This window comes from Burkholderia sp. Bp8998 (assembly GCF_003854235.1).
GTDB lineage: Bacteria > Pseudomonadota > Gammaproteobacteria > Burkholderiales > Burkholderiaceae > Burkholderia.
In genome coordinates this window covers 25378-48546 of record NZ_QTQF01000034.1, presented here as the reverse complement: position 1 = coordinate 48546, position 23169 = coordinate 25378, and the positions used below count along the sequence as shown (strand labels likewise).

The window sequence follows — 23169 nt, the reverse complement described above, 5'->3', positions numbered from 1 at the left end:
ACGTGAACATAGACTGTCTGACAAGACGATTACAGGAATAAAGGTTCGATCATGTTGAAAGTCACCAAGGCGGTATTCCCCGTCGCCGGTCTCGGCACGCGGTTCCTCCCGGCAACGAAGGCGAGCCCGAAGGAAATGCTGCCCGTCGTCGACAAGCCGCTGATCCAGTACGCCGTCGAGGAAGCGATCGCCGCGGGCATCACCGAGATGATCTTCGTGACCGGGCGCAGCAAGCGCGCGATCGAGGATCACTTCGACAAGTCGTACGAGGTCGAGGCCGAACTCGAGGCACGCGGCAAGGAGAAGCTGCTCGAGCTCGTGCGCAGCATCAAGCCGAGCCATGTCGACTGCTTCTACGTGCGCCAGCCGGAAGCGCTCGGCCTCGGCCATGCGGTGCTGTGCGCGGAGAAGCTCGTCGCCGACAACCCGTTCGCGGTGATCCTCGCCGACGACCTGCTCGACGGCAACCCGCCCGTGATGAAGCAGATGGTCGACGTGTTCGACCACTATCACAGCTCGGTGATCGGCGTGGAAGAGATCCCGCCGTCGGAGACGAAGTCGTACGGCATCGTCGACGGCAAGGAATGGGAAGAATCGATCGTCAAGATGTCGGCGATCGTCGAGAAGCCGGCGCCGGAAGTCGCGCCGTCGAACCTCGGCGTGGTCGGCCGCTACATCCTGAAGCCGCGGATCTTCGAACACCTGCGCGCGCTGAAGCCGGGCGCGGGCGGCGAGCTGCAGCTCACCGACGCGATCCAGGCGCTGCTCGCCGACGAACAGGTGCTGGCCTACAAGTACCAGGGCACGCGCTACGACTGCGGCAGCAAGCTCGGCTACCTGAAGGCGACGGTCGAGTTCGCGCTGCGCCACCCGGAAGTCGGCACCGAGTTCGACGCGTACCTGCGCACGCGCGGCAACGGGCAACCGGCCGCCTGAACGCGGCACGGGCCGGCCGCGCCGCCTCGGCGGGCCCGCCCTCACCTCACGGCCGCCGCGTCAGCGCGTGGCGGCCGGCTTCACCGAGACGACGCCCGGCATTGCGCCCGCGTCGTCTTTTTTCGTCGTGACGAACCAGCCGTCGCCCTGCTCGAACGGCAGCTTCGCGAGCGCGCTCTTCACGAGCGTCGGCGCGGCCTGCCGCGAGCCCGCATCGCGATCGCGCAGCGACGCCGACACGCGATAGACGTCGGCGCCCGACTTCGCATCGACGAAACGCAGCGTCAGCACGTGGCGGTACACCTTGCCCGCGAACGGCAGCGCGAACGGTGCCGGTCCGTCGACTGTCACGCACGCGCTGCTTGCCGTGCCGCACTGGTCGGCCGTCGTCGCGACCGACGCCGGCTGCGTCGCATACGCGATCGACAGCCGGTAGTCCGCGGTGTTGCCGGACTGCGCGTCGAAGCCGCGGTGCGCGAGCTCGTCGCGCACGAGCGTCTCGATCTGCCGGTATTCGGCATCGTCGGCCTGAGCGGCCGTGCGAACGAAATCGTAGCCGTGCGCACCGGATGCGAACACATTCGGCTGCCCGAGCGCGCTCACGCCGGTCGTGACGCCGGCGCAACCCGTCAACAGCGACACCGCCAGCGCGGTCGCTGCCCATTCCTTTCCCATGACTTCCCCCAAATGCCTGCCGTCGTGCCCGGCCCTGTCAGGCGGACGGCTCGTCGATCGCGGGCAGCGACACCGTCACCGCGGTGCCGACACCCACTTCGCTGTCGACCGTCACGCTGCCGCCGTGGCGCGTGACGACCGTCTTCACGAATGCCATGCCGAGCCCGGAGCCCGAGATTTCGGGCCGCTCGCCGGCATGGAACCGCTTGAAACGCTCGAACAGATGCCGCTGATCTTCCGGCGCGATGCCGTACCCCTGATCGCGAATCGTACAGAACATCCGCCTCGATGCGTGCTCGACCGTCAGCGTACACGCGATCACCGTTTCGGACGGACTGTATTTGACCGCGTTGTTCAGCAGGTTGACGAACGCGCGCGTGATCAGCGAGCGGTCGGCGCGCGTCCAGCACATGTCGGTGCCGACGTCGGTCTCGATCCGGATGCGCTTCGCCTGCGCCTGCGGCCACACTTCGTCACTCGCGTCGATCAGCACGTCGACCAGGCTCGTCGGTTCGAGCTGGTACGTCTGCGACTCCGCGCGCGCCAGCTGCACGAACTCGTCGGCGAGCGACAGCGCACGGTGCGCATAGCGCTCGATCCGCGCGAGAAGCCCACGCATCGCGTCGGTTTCGACGCGATCGCGCTCGATCTCGACGAGCGCGAGGATCGACGATTGCGGCGAACGCATGTCGTGCGACAGCAGGTGCAGCGCCTCCTCGCGCTGCCGCTCGGCCGCGTGCAGCTCGGTCACATCGACAAGGCCGGCGATCCAGCCCGTCACGCGGCCCTGCGCGTTCGTACACGGGGCGTAGCGTAACAGATGGTCGAGCCCGTCGCGATCGCGCACCTCGATGCCGCGCGCCATCGCGTCCTGCTCGGCCCCGTGCGTCGGGTCGAGTGCGGCCGGCCAGTGTTCGCGGATCGTGACGTCGTGTTCGGCGTTGCCGTCGACGGTCTTCATGAAGGTCAGCTCGCCGAGCGCGGCGCGCAGCGACCGCCCTTCCGGCAGCGGCAACGCGAGCCGCGACCCGTAGCGCTTCGCCGCATGGTTCGCGATCAGCACGGTTCCGGCCAGGTCGGTGACGAAGATCGGCTCCGGCATGCTGTCGAGGCTGTCCCACACGAAGCGCTTCATGTCCTGCACCCGCTGCGCGGCCTGCGCCATCAGCGCCATCTGACGTTCGAGCACATCGCCGCCGACGCTGCGCGTGCGCGGCGCCTCGGGCAGCAGGTGCGGCTCGTCGGCCAGCCGCTGCAGCTCGCGGCGCAGGTATGACATCGTCATTTCCAGGCGCCGCCAGTTCCAGATCGGGTACACGGCGACCAGCCCGAAGATCGCCGGCGCGGGCGACAGCCACACGCGCGCCTCGAACAGCAGCAGCAGGCTCGCGACGGCGGCCAGCGCGGCCAGGCTCAGCGTCAGCAGCAGTGCGCGCCACGGCGACAGCATCAGGAAACCGCCCAGCAGCACGGCGAGCGGCAGCAGCGAGGCGGCGAAGAGCCCGGCGCGCGACGCGGGGAGGATCGCGCTGCCGGTCGTCAGCATGTCGAGCACGTTCGCATGGATGTACACGCCGGCGAGCGGGCCGAACTCGCCCGACACCGGCGTCGCGAAGCGGTCGTAGAGGCCCGACGCCGTCACGCCGACAACGACGATCTTGCCGCGCAGCGCATCGGGTTTCACGCGGCCTTCGAGCACGTCGTTGAACGACAGTGTCGGATACGCGGGCGTGTTGCGGCTGAACGGGATCAGGTAGCGGCCCTCGCCGGTCGCGTCGCGCGACAGGTCGTGTGCATTCGCGCCGGGCGCACCGCCGACCGGATGCAGCCGTCCGGCCTCGATCGCGCGATAGACGGGCACCATCAACTGCGGCCAGCGCACGCGTCCGTCGCTTTCGAACAGCGCGACGCTGCGCACGATGCCGTCGGGATCGACCTCGAGATTGATGTGGCCGAGCCCCATCGTGCGCGCCGACAGCTCGGCCACCGGCGGATCGACGGTGCGCGTGCCGTCCGCCTGCTCGGGGCTCAGCAGGACGGGCAGGAAGGTCGGTACACGCGCCATCGCGTCCGCGAACGCGCGGTCCTCCGGCGACTGCTCGGTAAACAGCACGTCGTAGACGACCGCGGCCGGCTGCGCACGCGCCAGCGTGTCGAGCAGCCGTGCGTGCACGCTGCGCGGCCACGGCCAGCGGCCGAGTGCGGATACGCTCTGGTTGTCGATGTCGACGACGACGACGTCGGGCGACAGCGGCAGGCTGCGCAGCATCAGCAGCCGGTCGTAGATCAGCCCGTCGACGCTCGACGACATCCGGCCGAGCGCGCACGCGAGAATCACCGCGATGCCGAGGCAGCCGATCGCGATCCACTCGATCAGGAAACGGCGGCCGAGGCGCCGCCGCGGGGAAACGGAGTCGGTTTTCATGCGCCGCGGGTCAGCGCGACAACGTGAACGCGCCGACCGGACTCGTCTTCTGATAGAACTTGCCGCCCTCGAACTCCTCGACCGTCACCGCCCAGTAGTAGTCGCCGGGCGGCAGGTGGGCGACCGTGATCCGGTGCGCCTGCAGGCCCATCTGGTCGACGACCGGCGCGCTCAGGTCCTTCGAGCGCGACAGCACGAACCGATAGTGCGCATCCTTGGCCGCGCCGTTCGGCGACCAGCGGAACTCATAGCCGTTCGGGCCGGGCGACGCGCTCGCATCGAGCCCCATCAGGCGCCGCTCGAACGCGTAAGTGTGCGGCATGCCTTCGAGGCCGTTGTCGTCGATCGCGGCAATCCGGACGAAGTACGTGCCGTTCGGCACCTCGCGGAACACCGCACGCGACGAGACCGTGCGCGTTTCGCTGAACAGCTCGAGCATGCCCGCGTCGCGCGCGAGTTGCAGGTGATAGGCGTGCGCACGCTCGAGCGGCGCGATGTCGAACGTGAGGTCGGGTTCGTCCTGCACCTTGTCGGGATGCGTGAGCGCGGGCGCCGGCAGCAGCTGCACGGGTGCGCCGACCGCGCCGGACGACGTCGAGACGCTACCGAAGTTCGCATGCACGAGCGTCGGGTCGGCCGGCTGCTGCTTGCCCGCGACGCCGACGGTGCCGTCGAGCACCTCGACGCGCGTCGCGGCGTTGCCGGCGGCGTCGTAGTTCACGCGGAACCGCGTACCGCGCACGCCGGCCACGACCGACGGCGAGCGGATCTGGAAGCGGTCGTCGCGCTTCTTCAGATGGGTGACCTCGCTGTCGACCGAGCCGCGCGTGAGTTCGAACTCGCGATCGAGCGTGCCGGTCAGCACGGTGCGGCGCAAGGTCTTCAGGTCGAGCTGGCTGTCGGGCGGCAGGCTCATGTGCGTGCCGTCGGCCAGTTCGAGCGTCAGGAAGCCGTTCGCGCCCGTGCGCACACGGTCGCCCTCGGTGAGCGTCGCATCGTTCGCGAGCGGCGCGTATGCGTCGCCGGACGCGCGCTCGGCCGTGCCCTGCACCGCGACGACGCGCGCGGTCAGCTTTTCCTTGCGCAGCCGCGCGACCGGCAGCTTCAGCGCGATGCCGGGCTGCAGGCGCTTCGGCGCGGGCACGCCGTTGATCTGCTGCAGCAGTTGCCAGTCGTCCGGGCCCTGCAGGTAGCGCGCCGCGACGTCGTACAGCGTGTCGCCGGCATGCGTGCGATAGACGACCGTCTTGCCCACGGCAGCGGGCGGCTGCGCGACGGCCTGCTGCGCCGCGAACGCAAACGCGACCGCGCATGCCGCGTGCAGTACCGCCGTACGCAAGCTCGCCGTGCGCTGCGTGATTCGCTGACTCACTCCGGTTCTCCCAGGCCGACCCGCTCGAGCCGGTAGCCGTAGCCGTAGATCGGCGCGAGGCGATAGCCGTTCTCCGGCCGCAGGCCGAGCTTCGTGCGCAGCATCGAGATGTGCGTGTCCATCGTGCGCGACGGAATGTCGGTCGCCTGCTTCCACACCAGATCGAGAATGTGCGCGCGCGACAGCGGCCGGTCGAGGTGCTGGAACAGCAGCAGCGCGAGCTCGAATTCCTTCTGCGTGAGGCTCACGGCCTTGTCGCCGACATAGGCCTGCTTCAGGTTCACGTCGAAGCGGAACTGGTCGAACTCGCGAACGGTTGCCTCCGCGTTGACCGGATACGCGCGGCGCAGCAGCGAGCCGATGCGCGCGCGCAGGATCGGGCCCGACACGGGCTTGACCACATAATCGTCGGCGCCGGCGTTGAGGATCTGCGTGATCCCTGCCTCGTCGTCGCGGCTCGTCATGAAGATGATCGGCAGGCTGTGCTCGGTCTGGTTCGCACGCACCCACTTGAGCACTTCCTCGCCGGACATGTCGGGCACGTTCCAGTCGAGCACGAGCAGATCGAACGTCTCGCGCTGCAGACGTTTCTTCAGGGCCTTGCCTTCCTTGAACGCATAGCACGTGTGGCCGGCGGCCGTCAGCGTTTGACTGACGAAATCCGTCTGGGCCGGATCGTCATCCAGTACAGCAATTCTCATAGCACCCCGCAAATCGAAATCGATTCGTCCAGTTCAGCTCCCCGCGCTCACCCCGCCGCGCGGCACGCGCGCAGCTTCCGACACCGGCCGGCGAGCCGTCGTTTGCCGAGCGCGCAACCTGCGCGACACGGCACCCCGGCAAATATCTCAAAAACGGGGCACGGACGAACCGGCGATTTCATCATAGTAGTATGAAATTCGCCAAGAAATTGCGCGGACTACGGTCCTTTATTCGAATAATCCTTCCCTTCGCGCGACCGAGGGCTGCTCCGGCAGCCCCAGCACGGGCTGCCCAAGCATCCGCTCCAGCTGGCCGCGCACGCGCTCCCACGCCGGCGCCGCATAGTCGGGCTGGCTCGTCGCCCACGCTTGCGCGAGATCGAACACGCGCTCGATCGTCGCACCACAATACGTGAGGCCCGCGTCGTCGTCCCGCGCGGCGCCGCGCAGCCGTTCGTCGAGCGATTCGGCCAGCCACGGCATCTCGGCCGCCGCCGAATCGGCATACGCCTCCAGGGCGGCACGCGCATGGCGATCCTGTTGCGGGTCGAGCTCGATCCGGCTCAACCCCTCCGCGCGCGCGGGCGCGATGCATTCCGCTGCGGACGGACTTCGAATGGTCCCTGGTCTGAAGGACATGTCCTCTCCCCGTTTGTACAACGGTAGCGTCAGGCATGGCCCCCGTGCCCGCCTCGTATGACGTACCGTGGCCGGTGCATCCATCCGAGGCGGACGACCGGCCGGGTCAGTATACGCAGCCGGCCACGCGACGAGGTTTAAGAATTGTCAGAGGGGTCAGAGGCGCAGCCGGGCCCACAACGGGCGGCGTGCGTGCGGTGCCGCAAGAGACGCGTGATGCGGCCGTCAGCGGCGGCGCATCAGGAACACGAACGTCTTGTCCTGGGTCGTCACTTCGACGATCTCGTTGCCCGTCTGCTTCGCGAACGCGGCGAAATCGCGTTGCGAGCCCGGATCGGTCGCGAGCACCTTGAGGATCTGCCCGCTCTCCATATCGGCGAGCGCTTTCTTGGCGCGCAGGATCGGCAACGGGCAATTGAGCCCGCGCGCGTCCACTTCCTTGTGAATCTGCATCGGCTGTCGACCTTCGTATGACGCGCCACACGGGCGCGGGAGAAGCGGCGATTTTACCGCAGCGCGGCCACCCCTGCCCGCGCGGCCGGGGCCCGGCCGGGCAACGCGGCGCGCCCGCGCGCGTTCCACCAAGCGCCCGTCAGGGGCACATCAGGTGCCCGAGAAACCGCCCGCGAGCCGCTCGCGCAGGTGCCGCACGAGCGCGCGCACCGCGCTCGGCACGACCGGGCTGTACGGACGGATCGCGAAGATGTGATCGCCGAACGCGCCCGACGGCCGCCAGCCGTCGAGCAGCGCGACCAGCCGGCCGGCGTCGAGATCGCGCTGCGCGCTGAAATCCGGCAGCAGCGCGATGCCGAGCCCGCCGAGCGCGGCCTCGCGCATCGCCTCGCTGTTGTTCGCCGCGAAGCTGCCGCGCACCGGCACGCTCACGCGCTCGCGCCGCCGGCCGTGCGGCTCGAAGCTCCATGCGGCCGGCTCGTTGTCGCGCAGGTAGCACAGGCAGCTGTGCTCGACGAGCTCGCTCGGGTGCCGCGGCGCGCCGCGCGCGTCGAGGTAGTCGCGGCTCGCGACGAGCAGCGAGCGCGTGTCGCACAGCTTCCACGCGACGTGGGTCTGCGGCGCGGTGGTCGTATGGCGGATCGCGAGGTCGAAACCCTCCTGCGTGAGCGAATGCAGCCGGTCCGACAGGTCGAGTTCGATCTGCACACCCGGATGCTGGCGCAGGAAATCGGGCAGGTGCGGGACGACCTGCTGGCGCCCGAGCGCGACCGGCACCGTCACGCGCAGCAGGCCGCGCGGCTCGCCGGCCAGGTCCTTCACGCGCGCGAAGTGCTGGCCGATCGACTCGAACGCGTCGCGCGTGCTGTCGACGAGCGTCTGGCCCGCGTCGGTGAGCCGCACGCTGCGCGTCGTGCGCCGCACGAGCGGCACGCCGGCCGCCTTTTCGAGATCGGCGATGCGCTGGCTCATCGCGGCCTTGCTGATGCCGAGCCGCTGCGCGGCAGCCGTGAAACTGCCGGCCGCGGCCAGCACCGTCAGCGAATGGATATGCGGCCAGAGCGCCTGGACATTTTGCTGATTCATCCGGTGATTATTCAGAATTCTGAACAGTGAATCAAGCTGCGCGGCCTTCTCCCGCCCCGCCGCTTTGCCTAGACTAGGTTCCGTCCACCCCCGATCCTCAGGAGACACGATGAATCCGGTTCCCGCGTACACGTCCGACGCCGACGTCGGCCACTATGTCGACGGCGCGCCCGTTGCCGGCCGCAGCGGCCGCTTCCAGGACGTCCTCAATCCGGCGCTCGGCCGCGCGGTGCGCCGCGTCGCGCTCGCCGGCGACGACGAAGTGCAACAGGCCGTCGCGTCCGCCCACGCCGCGTTCCCGGCCTGGGCCGCGACGCCGCCGATCCGCCGCGCACGCGTGCTGCACCGCTTCCTGCAGCTGATGAACGAGCACCGCGACACGCTCGCGGCGATCATCACGGCCGAGCACGGCAAGGTGTTCTCCGACGCGCAGGGCGAAGTCGCGCGCGGCATCGACATCATCGAATTCGCGTGCGGCGTGCCGCAACTGCTGAAGGGCGACTTCACCGACCAGGTCAGCACCGGCATCGACAACTGGACGATGCGCCAGCCGCTCGGCGTCGTCGCGGGCATCACGCCGTTCAACTTCCCGTGCATGGTGCCGTGCTGGATGTTCCCGGTCGCGCTCGCGACGGGCAACACGTTCGTGCTGAAGCCGAGCGAACGCGACCCGTCGGCGGCGCTGTTCATGGCCGACCTGCTCACGCAGGCAGGCCTCCCGGCCGGCGTGTTCAATGTCGTGCAGGGCGACAAGGGCGCGGTCGACGCGCTGCTCGACCATCCGGACGTGCAGGCCGTCAGCTTCGTCGGCTCGACGCCGATCGCGGCCTACGTGCAGCAGCGCGCGGTGCAGTCGGGCAAGCGCGTGCAGGCGCTCGGCGGTGCGAAGAACCACCTCGTCGTGATGCCCGACGCGAACATCGAGCAGGCGGTCGATGCGCTGATCGGCGCCGCGTATGGCTCGGCCGGCGAACGCTGCATGGCGATCAGCATCGCGGTGCTGGTCGGCGACGTGGCCGACCGGATCGTGCCGGCGGTGGCCGAGCGCGCGCGCAAGCTGGTGATCGGCGACGGGATGTCGCCGGAAGTCGAGATGGGTCCGATCGTCACCGGCGAAGCGCTGAAGCGCATCGAAGGCTATATCGCGCAAGGCGTCAGCGAAGGCGCGCAACTGGTGGTCGACGGCCGCGGGCTGCGCGTGCCGGGCCGCGAGGAAGGCTTCTTCACCGGCGGCACGCTGTTCGATCACGTGAGCCCCGACATGCGCATCTACAAGGAAGAAATCTTCGGGCCCGTGCTCGGCTGCGTGCGCGTGAAGGACTTCGGCGAAGCCGTCGACCTGATCAACGCGCACGAGTTCGGCAACGGCGTCGCGTGCTTCACGAGCGACGGCGGGATCGCGCGCGAATTCGCGCGGCGCATCCAGGTCGGCATGGTCGGCATCAACGTGCCGATTCCGGTGCCGATGGCATGGCACGGCTTCGGCGGCTGGAAGAAGAGCCTGTTCGGCGACATGCATGCGTACGGCGAGGAAGGCGTGCGGTTCTATACGCGCCAGAAGTCGGTGATGCAGCGCTGGTCGTCGAGCATCGGCAAGGGTGCGGAATTCGCGATGCCGACCGCGAAGTAAGCCGGACTAGCAGGCCGCCCGCCGGATGGACCCGCGGGCGTCAGCCGGCCTTCGTGTCGTGGGCGCCGCCGGCGGTCGGCAAGTACGACAGCTCGAGCCGATACGCGAGCGCCACGAACAGGCTCTGCGCGAGGCCCATCGTCGCGGTCAGCGCGCGGAACCCGAACGTCGCGCTGTCCTGCACCATCAATGTCACCTCGGCCTCCCGCGCGAGCGGGCTCATCCGGCTGTCGGTGATCGCGATCAGGCGCGCGCCGCGCTGCACGGCCTGCTGCGCGACCTGCACCGTCTCTTCCGCATACGGCATGAACGAGATCACGATCATCACGTCGCCCTCGCGCACCGACCGGATCTGCCCGAGATGCATGCTGCCGAGCGCGCTGAACAGGCCGATGCGCTTGTCGGTGTGCTGCAGCGCATAGTCGAGATACACGGCGATCGGGAATGCGCGGCGCGAGCCGGCGATCCAGATCGCCTGCGTGTCGGCGAGCAGGTCGACGGCCTGCGCGAGCGCCTGCGGGTCGAGCGTCTGCCGCAGCTGCTGCATCCCGGCAATGCTGCCCTTGATGAATTCGTCGGCGATCTGCTCGGGCTGCAGGCTCGACGAGCCCGCCTCGATCACGTCGCGCAATCGCAGGTTGTACGCACGGCCCGGCGCGATCTGCTGGGCCAGGCCCTCGCGGAACAATCGCTGCATCTCGGAGAAGCCGGAAAAGCCGAAATGCTTCGCGAACCGCACGACGGCCGACGGCTGGACCCCGCATGCCTCCGCGAGCGACTGGATGCCTTCCAGGCCAAGCTGGTCCCGATGCGTTTCCACGTGACGCGCAATCACCTTCAGGCGATTGCTGAGGCCGTCGTATTCCTGCGTCAGATGCTGCAGGAACGCCTCGACGGTGGCGGGTGGTTTCTCGGATGAACTCATCGGATAGCGCGAAGTTGACGGCCCCGATGCGCGCGCGATATTGACGCACGCGGCCCGGGACTCACCTGTAGACATGCATGAAGGGCGAATTTAATCACGTTTGCGGCACGACCCGTGCCGCACGCTCGCTCCCACGCGCTCGATCATCACTTGCACACACTCCACGGCTGTACTGGAAACGATTTTCCAACGCCCTTGTCGCGCCGTAAAGATTAGGGCGTCTACCGAGGCTCGACGCCGCCGGCCGATGGCGCGCATTGGCCCTCCATGGCTCACCGATAGTCGACCCACACGCCGCCCGCATCGGCGGACCGCACGCAGTTCTCGACCCACCGGACACCCTCGACGCCCGCGTGGACGTCCGGAAAGCGGATCTGCTTCAACGCCTGCACGTCGCCGCGGTCGGCCGCATCCATCGCGCGCGCGAAGCGTGCATACAGGTTCGACCACGCTTCGAACAGCCCTTCCGGATGTCCGGCGCCGATGCGGTCTTCGCGCAACGCGTGCGGATGCAGATAGCCCATTCCGCGATCGAGCACCTGCGCGGGCTGTCCCTGGATTTCGTAGCGCAACTGGTTCGGATGCTCGTCCCACCATTCGACGCTCGCCTTCGAGCCGATCACGCGCACCTTCTGCCCGTGCATCGAGCCCGCGTTCACCGCGCTCGACCATACGTAGCCGATCGCGCCCGTGTCGTATTCCATGATCGTGAACGCGTTGTCCTCGAGCGGCGCGCGACTCTTCACGAAGCTCTGCCGCGAGCACATCAGCCGGCGGATCTTCAGCTCGGGCGCCATCACTTCCGAGATGTACAGCGGGTGCGTGCCGATGTCGCCGAGCACGTAGCTCGGGCCCGCGAACTTCGGGTCGACGCGCCAGCGTGCGGCCGCGCTCGCGGCCTCGACGCCCTCGCTGTGAAACCCGTGCGCGAACTGCATCTGCACGATGCGGATCTCGCCGAGATCGCCGCGCGCGATCATCTCGCGCGCCTGCTCGATCATCTGGTGACCTGAATAGCCGTACGCGACGCCGACGATGCGATTCTTCTCGACCGACAGCCGCTGCAGTGCCTCGGCCTCCTCCGTCGTGAAGCACAGCGGCTTCTCGCAGACCACGTGCAGCCCCGCGTTCAGCGCTGCGCGGCAGATCTCGAAGTGCGTGTTGTTCGGTGTCGCGATCGACACCGCGCGGATGCCGTCGGCGCGCGTCGCCTCGGCCTCGAACATCGTCAGGTAGTCGGGATAGCAACGCTCGGCGTCGACGCCGAGCTTCACGCCGAACTGCCGGCCGCGCTCGGCATCGATATCGAACGCGCCGGCGACCAGCCGGAAGCTGCCGTCGCGCAACGCGGCCGACCGGTGGCTGTAGCCGATCTGGCTGCCGAGCCCGCCGCCGACCATGCCCCAGGGAATCGAATGTCCGAGCAGAATCTGTCCGTCGATCATGATTGTCGTGTTCCTGTCCGTGTTCAGATGTTCATGGTGTGTTCACGAGCGCAAACGGTCGGTCGTTCACGCGAATCCGGCCGACGCGAGAAACGCGCGGCTCGCCGCGACGTCGCGCAGGCTCGTGCCGGCGTTGCGCGGATCGCGCTCCTGTTCGATCGTGATGTAGCCCGCATAGCCGATGTCGTCGAGCGCGCGGCGGATCGCGCGGTAGTCGAGCACGCCGTTGCCGATCGGGCACATCACGCCGCGCGCGCAGGCCGCGAAGAACGCGATGTGCTCGCCCATCACCGCTTCGTATACGGCCGCGTCGATATCCTTGAAATGCACGTAGTCGAGCCGCGCCGCATATCGGCGCAGCCACGTTTCGGGATCCATCCCCGAGTAGTACAGGTGGCCGGTGTCGAGACAGAGGCCCACCGTATCGGCCGCGATGTCGGCGACGATCCGGTCGATCTCGTCCGCGAACTCGATGTAGCCGCCCGCATGCGGATGAATCACCGCACGCACGCCGAATTCGTCGCGCGCGATTTCCGCGATCTGGCGGATATGGTCGACCATGCGCGCCCAGCGTTCGTCGGACAGCCGCGGCGCGCGATCGGCGTGGCCGGCTGCGTAGTCGCGCTCCTCGTGTCCCCAGTCCATCACGACCAGGTACGGCGCCGCATGGCGCTGGCCATGCTGCGTCGGCAGCTTCGGCAGCCGCGTGATCAGCGTGCAGATCTCGCGGGTCTGGCGCAACAGGTTCGGCAGGTTCTCCGGCGACACCAGGTCGTCGAAGATCGTGCCGGCGGTGATGCTCAGACGCTGCCGGTCGAGCTCGGCACTCACCACGTCGAGGTCGAGCGGAATATAGCCGTAGGGCCCGAGCTCGATACCCGAGTAGCCGGCCTGTGCAGCCTCGGCGAGCACGTGCCGCCACGGCGGCAGGTGCGGGTTGTTCACGTCGTCGACGCCCCAGCAGCAGGGCGCGCAGCCAATCTTCATCGTCATGTCGGTCAGTCCGGCAGGAAAGGGGTTGCGGGTCAGCCGCGATAGAACGCCGGGCGTTCGGCCATCGCGATCGGTTCGACCGCCCCGCTCTTTTGCGCGCGCACGCAGGCGTCGGCCGCAACCGCCGCCGCATAGCCGTCCCACGCGGACGGGCCGGTCAACGCGCCCTGCCGCACGCCGTCGATGAATGCCTGCAGTTCGACGTCGTACGACGCGATGAAGCGCTCTTTCCAGTCCGTCATGATCTCGACCGATTGCCGCGCCGCGTGCTTGAGCCCGACGGCCGGCGGATCGGGAAGCTTCGCGATGCCGCTCTCGCCGACCACCTCGCACTGGATGTCATAGCCGTACTGGCAGTTGACGAAGATCTCGACGTCGATGCGCACGCCGCTCGCGGTTTCGAGCAGCACGATCTGCGGATCGGCGAGATGCGCGGATGCATGGCGCGTCTTCTTCGGATAGACGACCTGCGCGCTCGCATAGTCCTCGCCGAGCAGCCAGCGCAGCACGTCGAGTTCGTGGATCAGCGTGTCGGTGATCGCCATGTCGGTCGTGTAGCGCTCGCCGACCGACTGGTTGCGGTGCGCGCAATGCAGCATCAGCGGCGCGCCGATCTCGCCGCTGTCGATCACGCGCTTGAGCGCACGATAGCCTTCGTCGTACGGCCGCATGAAGCCGACCTGCACGAGCCGGCGGCCGTGCGCGACCTCGGCCTCGACGATCCGCATGCAACCGTCGGCCGTCACCGCGAGCGGCTTCTCGCAGAACACCGGCTTGCCGTGCGCGATCGCGTCGAGCACGAACGCTTCGTGGGTCGGCCCCCACGACGTGACGAGCACGGCCTGCACGCCGGCGGCCGCAACCACTTCGTGGCCGTCGCCGTAGATTTCCGCATCGAGCCCGTACTTCGTCACCGCGTCGCGCGCCTGCTGCGGATCGATGTCGTTGACGGCCACCACGCGTGCGCCGGACAGCGTGCGCGTGAGCCTGCGGATATGGTCCTGGCCGATCGCGCCGCAGCCGATCACGCCGATTTGCAAGGTCATCCGGATATCTCCAGTCTGTCGTTCAGCAACGGCACAGCCCATGCCGCACCGGTCATTCATGAGTCAGCGCGCCGCCGCACGCTCGAAATGGCGCTCGACGTAGCGCTGGATCGTGTCGCGCATGTAGCGCGATGACGCTTCCGCGCGGTCCTCCCACGCGAACACGCACGACGACATCACGCCGTCGAAGCCGGCCTCGCCGAGCGCGCGGAAGAACAGGTCCCAGTCGATCTCGCCCTGCCCGATGTCGAGATGCTGGTGCACGCGGATCTGGTTCGAGCCGGGCGGGTTCACGATGTAGCGCAGCTGGCTGCTCTTGCGGTGGTCGAACGTGTCGGCCACGCGCACGTGCGCGAGAATCGGCGCGGCCTGCGCGATCATCGCGGCCATGTCGTCGCCGTAGTAGAACGTGTGCGGTGCGATGTACGAGAGCTTCAGCGACGGCGAGCCGATGTTCGTGACGATGTCGATCGCCGGCTGCAGCTGCTCGATCCAGTCCTCCGGATGCGGTTCGACCGACAGCACGATGCGCTCGCGCTCGAGGATCGGCAGCAGCTCGTCCATCGAACGGAACCACGCGGCCTCGCACAGCTCCTTCGGGTTCGCGCCCGGCCGCTCGCCGACCGAGCGCTCCGGCGACGCGCCGCGCCCGAACTCGGACACCATCAGCGGGCACGCCATCTCGAGCGCGACCTCGATCGCCTTCTTCCAGCAGCGCACCGCCCATTGCCGCTCGTCCTCGAACGGGCTGGCCCAGCGGTACATCGGCTGCAGCGACGCGAGGCCCACGCCGCTTGCGCGCAGCGCCTGCCGGAACGCGGCCATGCGCTCGCGGGTCGCGCGCGGCATCACCCACCAGTCGAGAAAGTCGCTGCGCGGCGACAACTCGATCTGGTCGTAGCCGAGCTCGGCGACCGCGTGCGGCAGCCGGTCGAGCGGCAGGTGGCGAATCATGTAGGGATCCAGAGCGATCTTCATCTTCTTCCCGGTCGGTTTCGAATTCGGTCGTGGCAGGTCAGCGGCGCGACTTCTTGTTGCGGTACTGGTCGGCGATCACGGCCGCGACGATGATCGCGCCCTTGACCATCTCCTGGTAGTAAGCGTCGATCCGGATGAACGTGAAGCCCGACGTCATCACGCCGAGGATCAGCACGCCGATCACGGTGCCCGTCACGCGCCCGAGGCCGCCCGACAGCGACGTGCCGCCGATCACGACCGCCGCGATCGCGTCGAGCTCGTACATCACGCCCATGCCCGACTGGCCGGAGATCGCGCGCGCGGCCGTCACGGTGCCGGCGATCCCGCTCAGGAGGCCCGCGATCGCATAGACGAACACCAGGTGGCGCGTCACGTTGATGCCCGACACGACGGCCGCATGGCGGTTCGCGCCGATCGCGTACGTGTACTTGCCGAAGCGCGTGTAGCGCAGCACGACGTGGAAGATCGCGGCCACCACGACGAAGATGATCACCGGGTTCGCGCCCGCGCCGATCGCCGCGAACGGGTCGGTCAGCATCGACACCGGCATCCCGTTGGTGAACCACTTCGCGAAGCCGCGCGCGGCGACCATCGTGCCGAGCGTCGCGATGAACGGCGGGATGCCGGTCAGCGCGATCAGCGAGCCGTTCAGCAGGCCGACCAGCAGCCCGACACATACGCCCGCCAGCACCGGCCAGATGATCGGCAGGTCGGTCAGGTGCGGGAACACCGCGCGCGGAAAATCGGACACCTGCGCGAGGCTGGCCGACACGACGGCCGCCGCGGCAACGACCGAGCCCGACGACAGGTCGATCCCGCTGGTGATGATCACGAGGTTCACGCCGACCGCGATGATGCCGATCACGGCCATCTGCAGCACGATGATCTCGAGCCGTTCCGCGTTGAACAGGAAGCTCTGGCCGACGACGAGCCAGCCGATCACCTCGAAGAACAGGCTGATGCCCACCAGCACGAGGAAGATGCTCAGTTCGGGCGGCCACTTCGCGTGCCGCGTCTTGATCGTCATGGACTGCGCGTCCGCGACCGGATTCAGGTTGCCCATTTCAGTTGTCTCCATGCTTGTTGCGGCTCAGCGCGAGGCCAGGTCCATGATGCGGACCTGGTCGGCGTCCTTGCGTTCGACGATGCCGGTCATCCGGCCTTCGTGCATCACCATCACGCGATCGCTCATGCCGAGCACCTCCGGCATCTCCGACGAGATCATCAGTACCGCGACACCCTTGCCGGCGAGCGCGCTGACGAGCCGGTGAATCTCGGCCTTCGCCCCGACGTCGATCCCGCGCGTCGGCTCGTCGAGGATCAGGATGCGCGGCTGCGTCAGCAGCCAGCGGCCGATCAGCACCTTCTGCTGGTTACCGCCCGACAGGTTCTGGATTTCCTCGTGCAGACCCGGCGTCTTCACGCGCAGCATCCGGCTCATTTCCTCGCAGTCGCGCTTCAGCTGCGCCTGCCGCACGAAATTGAACTTCACGTAGCGGTTGCTGAGCACCGCCGCTTCCATGTTCGCGAGCAGGTCGAGATTCAGGAAGCAGCCGGTGTCCTTGCGGTCCTCGGTGAGGAATGCCATCCCGTGCTTCATCGCCTGCGCGGGCGTGGCGATGCGCACCGGCTTGCCGTCGATCAGGATCTCGCCCGAGGTGGCCGGCACGACGCCGAACAGCGCCTCCGCGACGTTCGAGCGCCCCGAGCCGACGAGGCCCGCGACGCCGAGGATCTCGCCCGCGCGCAACTCGAAGCTGACGTCGCGGAACACGCCGTCGACGCCGAGGTTCTTCACGGCCAGCACGACGTCGCCGATCGGCACCGCCTCCTTCGGGAACATCTGCGTGATCTCGCGGCCGACCATCATCCGGATGATGTCGTCGCGCGTGACGTCGGTCGACGCGTGCGTGCCGATGTACTTGCCGTCGCGGAACACCGAGAACTCGTCGGCGATCTCGAACAGCTCGTTCATCTTGTGCGTGATGTAGACGATGCCCTTGCCTTGCTCGCGCAGCTGGCGAATGATGCGGAACAGGTGCGTGACCTCCTTGTCGGTCAGCGCGGAGGTCGGCTCGTCCATGATCAGCACGTCCGAGTCGAACGACACGGCCTTCGCGATCTCGACCATCTGGCGGCTCGCGACCGTCAGCGTGCGCACGTCGGCTTCCGGATCGATGTCGATCGACAGGCGCTCGAACAGCGCGGCGGTGCGGCGGCGCAGCTCGGCGTGATCGATCAGGCCGAAGCGGTTCTTCGGTTCGCGGCGGATCCAGATGTTCTCCGCGACCGTCATGTACGGCATCAGGTTGAGTTCCTGGTGGATCATCGCGATCCCGCGATCGAGCGCGTCGAGCGGGCCGTTCAGCACGACGGGCTCGCCGTTAATCAGGATCTCGCCCTGGTCGGGCGTATAGACGCCGGCGATGATCTTCATCAGCGTCGACTTGCCGGCGCCGTTCTCGCCCATCAGCGCATGCACGGTGCCGCGGCGCACGCGAAACTGCACGCCGTCGAGCGCAACGACGCCGGGAAACGACTTGCCGACGCCGCGCACCTCGAGCACGCAATCGGCAACGGGCGCACCGGACGAACCCGGTGCGGCGAACGAGGCGGCCGGCGCGCTTTCGCTGGCCATCGAGCGCGCCATCCTGGTTGTAAACATGGACGTTCCTCGAAAGTCACACGCGAACCCGGACGCGCCGGGCCCGCGCAGTTCAGCGGAAAAGCCGGTCAGTGCTTCGCGTACTGGTTCATGTTCTCCGGCGTGACGAGTTCGAACGGCACGTTCACGAAGCGGTCGACGGGCTGCTTCTTCGCCAGCTTGAGCGCGGCCGCGACCGCCTGCGCGCCCTGCCCGGCCGCGTTCTGGTACACCGACACCTTCAGGTCGCCGCTCTTCATCGCCGCGAGCCCGTCCGGCGTCGCGTCGATGCCGGCGACGACCGTCTTCGGCGTCAGCTTGCGCGCGGCCTTCAGCGCGTTGATCGCGCCGATCGCCATTTCGTCGTTGTTCGACACGATCGCGTCGAACTTGGTCCCGGAGCTCAGCCAGTTCATCGTGATGTCCTGGCCCTGCGTGCGGCTCCACTTGCCTTCGCGCTTGTCGACGATCTTCATGCCGGAACAGTCCTTGGTCGCGATCACGTCCTCGATGTCCTTGGTGCGCGCGCGCGCCGACTCGTTGGACAACTCGCCCATCAGCACGAGGATGTCACCCTTGCCGCCGAGCAGCTTGCACACCTGGCGCGCCTGCAGCGTGCCGGACTGCTTCTCGTCGGACGCGACCACCGCGACGCCTGTCGGCAGCTTGTCGAAATCGACCGGCTTGCGGTTCACGTAGACGAGCGGGATCTTCGCGGCGGTCACCATCTTCGTGATCTTCGGCGTCGCGTCGGTATCGACCGCATTCACGATGATCGCGTCGACCTTCTGCGCGATCATGTTCTGGACCTGGCTCAACTGCTTGCCGACGTCGTTGCCGCCGTCCTCGATCTGCACGGTCGCGCCGTCCTTCTTCGCCGCATCGCCGATGCTGTTGCGCAGGATCGTCAGGAACGTGTCGTCGAACGATGCCATCGTCACGCCGATCTTCTCGGCATGCGCGAGCGGCATGGCCAGGATTGCGGCGGCCGCGGCGGCCATCAGCTTGGTCTTCATGATCACTCTGTCTCCTCATCTCCGGGGGCGGAAAACGGCGCGTTGCGCGCCGCCGGGCCGAGTCCGATTACGGACTGAAGCATCCGGATGAAACTGTAGATCACTTCCTCGAATATTTGGAAATTTATTTCTACGTGATTTCACCTAGGGAACTGGATTTCCAAAAAGTCTAGACTCCGTTCCGTAGCCCGATTCCTTGCGGCAGGCGCTTTCATGTCGTGCCGCGCATGCAACGGCCAACCGTCGCGGGATCGGTCCCCCCAATCTGCCGGCAGGGTCGAACGCCGGCCGCGAGCGTGATACGTGATATGAGCCCGTTGAACTTTCCGACTGACCGCCCCATCGATCTCGCCTGCCTCGGCCGCGTTGCCGTGGACCTTTACGCGCAACAGTACGGCAGCCGCCTCGAAGACGCGCGCAGCTTCCAGATGTATCTCGGCGGCTCGTCGGGCAATGTCGCGTTCGGCGTCGCCCGGCTCGGGCTGAAGACCGCGATGATCTCGCGTGTCGGCGACGAGCAGATGGGCCGCTTCGTGCGCGAGACGCTCGAGCGCGAAGGCTGCGACACGAGCCAGCTGCAGACCGATCCGGAACGGCTCACCGCGCTGGTGCTGCTCGGATTGAAGGATCGCGACACGTTTCCGCTGCTGTTCGTGCGCGAGAACTGCGCGGACATGGCCGTGCGCGCCGACGAGATCCGCGAGGACTTCATCGCCGGCTGTCGCGCGCTCGCGATCACCGGCACGCATCTGTCGACGCCGGGCACCCGCGAGGCATCGCTGACCGCACTCGGCTACGCGCGCCGCCATGGCGTCGTGCGGATTCTCGACATCGACTACCGGCCGGTGCTGTGGGGGCTGACCGCGCGCGGCGCGGGCGAGAACCGCTACGTGCCGGACGCGCAGGTCACGCGGCAGTTGCAGCAGGTGCTCGGCGAGTTCGACCTGCTGGTCGGCACCGAGGAGGAATTCCTGATCGCGGGCGGCGTGCCGCACGACCTGATCGCGTCGCTGCAGGCCGTGCGCCGCGCGAGCAGCGCGGCGCTGGTGGTCAAGCGCGGCGCGCTCGGCTGCTGCGTGATCGAGGGCGACATCCCGGCACGCATCGACGACGCGCCGACCTTCCCCGGCGAACGCGTCGACGTGCTGAACGTGCTCGGCGCGGGCGACGCGTTCCTGTCGGGCCTGCTGTCCGGGCTGCTGCGCGGACGCGACTGGGCCGAATCGACGCGCATCGCAAATGCGTGCGGCGCGATCGTCGTGTCGCGCCACGCGTGTTCGGCCGCGATGCCGACGCCGGACGAACTCGCGCACTGGTTCGGCGGCGGCCGCAATCCGCAGGTGGACGCCGATCGCACGCTCGCGCACCTGCATCGCGTGACGGTGCCGCGCCGCGAATGGGACGACCTGTGCGTGATGGCGTTCGACCATCGCAGCCAGTTCTACGAACTCGCAGTGCAGGCCGGCGCGGACGAAGCGCGGATCAAGACGCTGAAGCGCCTGCTCGTGCGCGCGGCCGAACAAGTCGAGCGCGATCGCCATATCGAGGGCCACGTCGGCGTGCTGATCGACGGCGGCGCATACGGCAGCGACGCGCTCGCGTCGGCCACCGGCCGCGGCTGGTGGGTCGGCCGCCCGGTCGAGCTGCCCGGCTCGCGGCCGCTGTGCTTCGACGACACGCGCTCGGTCGGCTCGTCGCTCACGCACTGGCCGACCGAACAGGTCGTGAAGTGCCTCGTCCACTACCACCCGGACGACGACGTCGACCTGCGCGTCGCGCAGGAGCAGCGCGTGCTCGAGCTGTGGGAAGCCACGCGCGAGAGCGGCAACGAACTGCTGCTGGAAATCATTCCGCCGCGCGCGGTCACGCCGGCCGGCACCGAGGACGACGCGGTGCTGCGCACGGTCGCGCGCTTCTACAACCTCGGCGTGATGCCCGAGTGGTGGAAGCTCGCGCCGATGAGCGCCGATGGCTGGGCGCGGCTCGAAACGCTGGTGGCCGAGCGCGACCCGCACTGCCGCGGCGCGGTGATCCTCGGACTGAACCAGCCGTTGCAATACCTCGTCGACAGCTTCCGCTCGGCGACCAACCCGATCGTCAAGGGCTTCATGGTCGGGCGCACGCTGTGGGCCGACGCGTCGCTGCACTGGCTCGCCGGCCGGATCGACGACCAGGCGCTGATCGACGAAGTGGCCGGCAATTTCGCGCAGCTGGTCGACGCGTGGCTCGGCCGCCGTGCCGCCGCGCGCGCCGTCGCCGCGGCCTGATGCCGATGCCCGTGATGACCACCCGACTCCTCTTGATCGACAGACGATGACCACCACCGTGAGACTGACCGTCAGCCAGGCGCTCGTGCGCTACCTGGCCGCCCTGCGCGCCGAAGTCGTCCAGCCGGACGGCCGCACCGGGATCCTGCCGTACTGCGGCGGCGTGTTCGCGATCTTCGGGCACGGCAACGTGGCCGGGCTCGGCGAGGCGCTGCACGCCGAGAAGGACCGGCTGCCGACGTTCCGCGCGCACAACGAGCAAGGGATGGCGAATGCGGCGGTCGCGTTCGCGAAAGCGAACTTCCGCCAGCGGATGATGGCCGCGACGTCGAGCATCGGCCCCGGCGCGACCAACATGCTGACCTCCGCCGCGCTCGCGCACGTCGGCCGGCTGCCGCTGTTGCTGCTGCCCGGCGACGTGTTCGTGTCGCGGCTGCCCGACCCGGTGCTGCAGCAGGTCGAGGATTTCGAACAGGGCGACGTCAGCGCGAACGACTGCTTCCGGCCGGTGACGCGCTACTTCGACCGGATCACGTCGCCGGAACAGTTGCTCGTCGCGCTGCCGCGCGCGATCCAGGTGATGACCGACCCCGCGCAGTGCGGCCCCGTGTGTCTCGCGCTGCCGCAGGACGTGCAGACCTTCGCGTACGACTGGCCGGAGGATTTCTTCGCGCCGCCGGTGATCCGGATGCGCCGGCCGCCGGCCGACGCGCTCGAACTCGCGGATGCGCTGGACGTGTTGAAAGCCGCGAAGAAGCCGCTGATCGTCGCCGGCGGCGGCGTGCTGTACAGCCAGGCATGGGACGCGCTGCGCACGTTCGCCGACACGCACGGCGTGCCGGTCGCCGAATCGCAGGCCGGCAAGGGCAGCCTCGCGTGGGACCACCCGCTGAACCTCGGGTCGATCGGCGTGACGGGCTCGCCCGCCGCGAACCGCGCGGCCTCGCAAGCCGACGTGGTGTTCGCGGTCGGCACGCGGCTGCAGGACTTCACGACCGGCTCGCATGCGCTGTTCGGCCATGCGACGCTGCTGAGCCTGAACGTGCAGCCGTTCGATGCGGGCAAGAAACGCGGCCGGCAATTGATCGCCGATGCGCGCACGGGCCTCGGCCAGCTGTCGGCCGCGCTTGCGGGCTGGCGCGCGGATGCGGCGTGGACCGCCGCGAACCGCGACCAGGCCGCCGCGTGGAACGCGCGCGTGACCGAGCTGACCACGCGCGTGCCGAAGGACACGCTGCCGTACGACGCGGAAGTGATCGGCGCGGTGCGCGATTCCGCGGCCGACGCAGGGCGCGACAGCGCGCGCGACGATCTCGTCGTGTGCGCGGCCGGCACGCTGCCGGCCGAGCTGCACAAGCTGTGGCGCAGCGGCGTGCCGGGCAACTATCACATGGACTACGCGTACTCGTGCATGGGCTACGAGGTCGCGGGCGGCCTCGGCGCGAAGCTCGCGCGGCCCGAGCGCGAAGTGATCGTGATCGTCGGCGACGGCTCGTACATGATGCTCAACGCGGAACTCGCGACGTCCGTGATGCTCGGCCGCAAGATCATCGTGGTGATCCTCGACAACCGCGGCTACGGCTGCATCGAGCGGCTGCAGCTGAATTGCGGCGGCGCGAGCTTCAACAACATGCTCGACGACTGCGTGCCGGATGGCGGCGAACGCTCGACGATCGACTTCGCGATGCATGCGCGCGCGATGGGCGCCGAAGCCGTGCACGTGCGCGACGTCGGCGAGCTGCGCAGCGAGATGAAGCGTGCGCGCGCGGCGAAGACGAGCCAGGTGCTCGTGATCGATACGACGCACGAGCGCACGACCGCGGACGGCGGTGCGTGGTGGGAGGTCGCGGTGCCGCAGGTGTCCGCGCGCGCCGGCGTCGAACGCGCGCACCAGACGTATCTCGACGAGAAAACCCGGCAGCGGCGCTGACCCGTTTC

The 23169-nt window shown here is 68.3% G+C and carries 19 protein-coding genes; 4 read left to right on the top strand and 15 right to left on the bottom strand.

Going from position 1 to position 23169, the window contains the following annotated elements; translation table 11 throughout:
• The first annotated feature begins 51 nt into the window (after positions 1 to 51).
• The gene (gene galU / locus DIE06_RS28215) at positions 52 to 936 is read left to right on the top strand and encodes a UTP--glucose-1-phosphate uridylyltransferase GalU (RefSeq protein ID WP_124664218.1); all 885 of its coding nucleotides are present in this window, start codon (positions 52 to 54) and stop codon (positions 934 to 936) included.
• 60 nt (positions 937 to 996) lie between these two features.
• Here galU and DIE06_RS28210 read toward each other — a convergent pair whose 3' ends face one another.
• The 7 genes from DIE06_RS28210 to DIE06_RS28180 form a co-directional block, all read right to left on the bottom strand.
• Positions 997 to 1611, bottom strand: a complete 615-nt coding sequence (locus DIE06_RS28210) for a DUF4136 domain-containing protein (RefSeq protein WP_124664217.1) — start codon at positions 1609 to 1611, stop codon at positions 997 to 999.
• A 37-nt stretch (positions 1612 to 1648) separates the two neighbouring features.
• Positions 1649 to 4036, bottom strand: coding sequence for a CHASE2 domain-containing protein (locus tag DIE06_RS28205; RefSeq protein WP_124664216.1), 2388 nt, complete (start codon positions 4034 to 4036; stop codon positions 1649 to 1651).
• Between the two features lie 10 nt (positions 4037 to 4046).
• Complete coding sequence (locus DIE06_RS28200) at positions 4047 to 5408, bottom strand: FecR domain-containing protein (protein WP_124664215.1); 1362 nt, start codon at positions 5406 to 5408, stop codon at positions 4047 to 4049.
• Entirely contained in the window at positions 5405 to 6109 is a 705-nt protein-coding gene (locus DIE06_RS28195) for a response regulator transcription factor (RefSeq protein ID WP_124664214.1), read from the bottom strand. The genes DIE06_RS28200 and DIE06_RS28195 overlap by 4 nt, the downstream gene beginning before the upstream one ends.
• A 228-nt stretch (positions 6110 to 6337) precedes the next feature.
• Entirely contained in the window at positions 6338 to 6748 is a 411-nt protein-coding gene (locus tag DIE06_RS28190) for a peptidase (RefSeq protein WP_124664213.1), read from the bottom strand.
• Positions 6749 to 6973: 225 nt separating this feature from the next.
• A complete protein-coding gene (locus tag DIE06_RS28185; protein WP_006753156.1) occupies positions 6974 to 7201 on the bottom strand; it encodes a sulfurtransferase TusA family protein in 228 nt (75 codons plus the stop codon).
• Between the two features lie 150 nt (positions 7202 to 7351).
• A complete protein-coding gene (locus DIE06_RS28180) occupies positions 7352 to 8287 on the bottom strand; it encodes a LysR family transcriptional regulator (protein WP_071334345.1) in 936 nt (311 codons plus the stop codon).
• Positions 8288 to 8396: 109 nt separating this feature from the next.
• On the opposite strand from DIE06_RS28180, the gene DIE06_RS28175 reads away from it, so the two are divergent.
• Positions 8397 to 9917 (top strand): CoA-acylating methylmalonate-semialdehyde dehydrogenase, encoded by a 1521-nt coding sequence (locus DIE06_RS28175; protein WP_124664212.1) that lies wholly within the window; start codon positions 8397 to 8399, stop codon positions 9915 to 9917.
• 40 nt (positions 9918 to 9957) lie between these two features.
• On the opposite strand, the gene DIE06_RS28170 is transcribed toward DIE06_RS28175, so the two are convergent.
• The 8 genes from DIE06_RS28170 to DIE06_RS28135 all read right to left on the bottom strand — a co-directional run bounded on the left by DIE06_RS28170 (position 9958) and on the right by DIE06_RS28135 (position 18964).
• Entirely contained in the window at positions 9958 to 10842 is an 885-nt protein-coding gene (locus DIE06_RS28170) for a MurR/RpiR family transcriptional regulator (protein WP_124664211.1), read from the bottom strand.
• 272 nt (positions 10843 to 11114) lie between these two features.
• Entirely contained in the window at positions 11115 to 12287 is a 1173-nt protein-coding gene (locus DIE06_RS28165; RefSeq protein WP_124664210.1) for a Gfo/Idh/MocA family protein, read from the bottom strand.
• 66 nt (positions 12288 to 12353) lie between these two features.
• Complete coding sequence (locus DIE06_RS28160; protein WP_124664209.1) at positions 12354 to 13280, bottom strand: TIM barrel protein; 927 nt, start codon at positions 13278 to 13280, stop codon at positions 12354 to 12356.
• A 32-nt stretch (positions 13281 to 13312) separates the two neighbouring features.
• Complete coding sequence (locus DIE06_RS28155) at positions 13313 to 14326, bottom strand: Gfo/Idh/MocA family protein (protein ID WP_124664208.1); 1014 nt, start codon at positions 14324 to 14326, stop codon at positions 13313 to 13315.
• 63 nt (positions 14327 to 14389) lie between these two features.
• Positions 14390 to 15304 carry a sugar phosphate isomerase/epimerase family protein gene (locus tag DIE06_RS28150; protein WP_124664207.1) on the bottom strand — a complete coding sequence of 305 codons (915 nt, stop codon included), beginning with the start codon at positions 15302 to 15304 and terminating at the stop codon, positions 14390 to 14392.
• A gap of 37 nt (positions 15305 to 15341) precedes the next feature.
• Complete coding sequence (locus tag DIE06_RS28145) at positions 15342 to 16367, bottom strand: ABC transporter permease (RefSeq protein WP_124664240.1); 1026 nt, start codon at positions 16365 to 16367, stop codon at positions 15342 to 15344.
• A gap of 27 nt (positions 16368 to 16394) precedes the next feature.
• Positions 16395 to 17969 (bottom strand): sugar ABC transporter ATP-binding protein, encoded by a 1575-nt coding sequence (locus tag DIE06_RS28140; RefSeq protein ID WP_124664206.1) that lies wholly within the window; start codon positions 17967 to 17969, stop codon positions 16395 to 16397.
• A gap of 68 nt (positions 17970 to 18037) precedes the next feature.
• A complete protein-coding gene (locus tag DIE06_RS28135) occupies positions 18038 to 18964 on the bottom strand; it encodes a sugar ABC transporter substrate-binding protein (protein WP_124664205.1) in 927 nt (308 codons plus the stop codon).
• Between the two features lie 308 nt (positions 18965 to 19272).
• Between DIE06_RS28135 and iolC the strand changes: the two genes are divergently transcribed.
• Both iolC and iolD read left to right on the top strand, forming a co-directional pair.
• The gene (gene iolC / locus DIE06_RS28130) at positions 19273 to 21231 is read left to right on the top strand and encodes a bifunctional 5-dehydro-2-deoxygluconokinase/5-dehydro-2-deoxyphosphogluconate aldolase (RefSeq protein ID WP_124664204.1); all 1959 of its coding nucleotides are present in this window, start codon (positions 19273 to 19275) and stop codon (positions 21229 to 21231) included.
• A 46-nt stretch (positions 21232 to 21277) separates the two neighbouring features.
• Positions 21278 to 23161: a 3D-(3,5/4)-trihydroxycyclohexane-1,2-dione acylhydrolase (decyclizing) gene (gene iolD, locus DIE06_RS28125; RefSeq protein ID WP_124664203.1), complete on the top strand. Its 1884-nt coding sequence runs from the start codon at positions 21278 to 21280 to the stop codon at positions 23159 to 23161.
• The last annotated feature ends 8 nt before the right edge of the window (positions 23162 to 23169 follow it).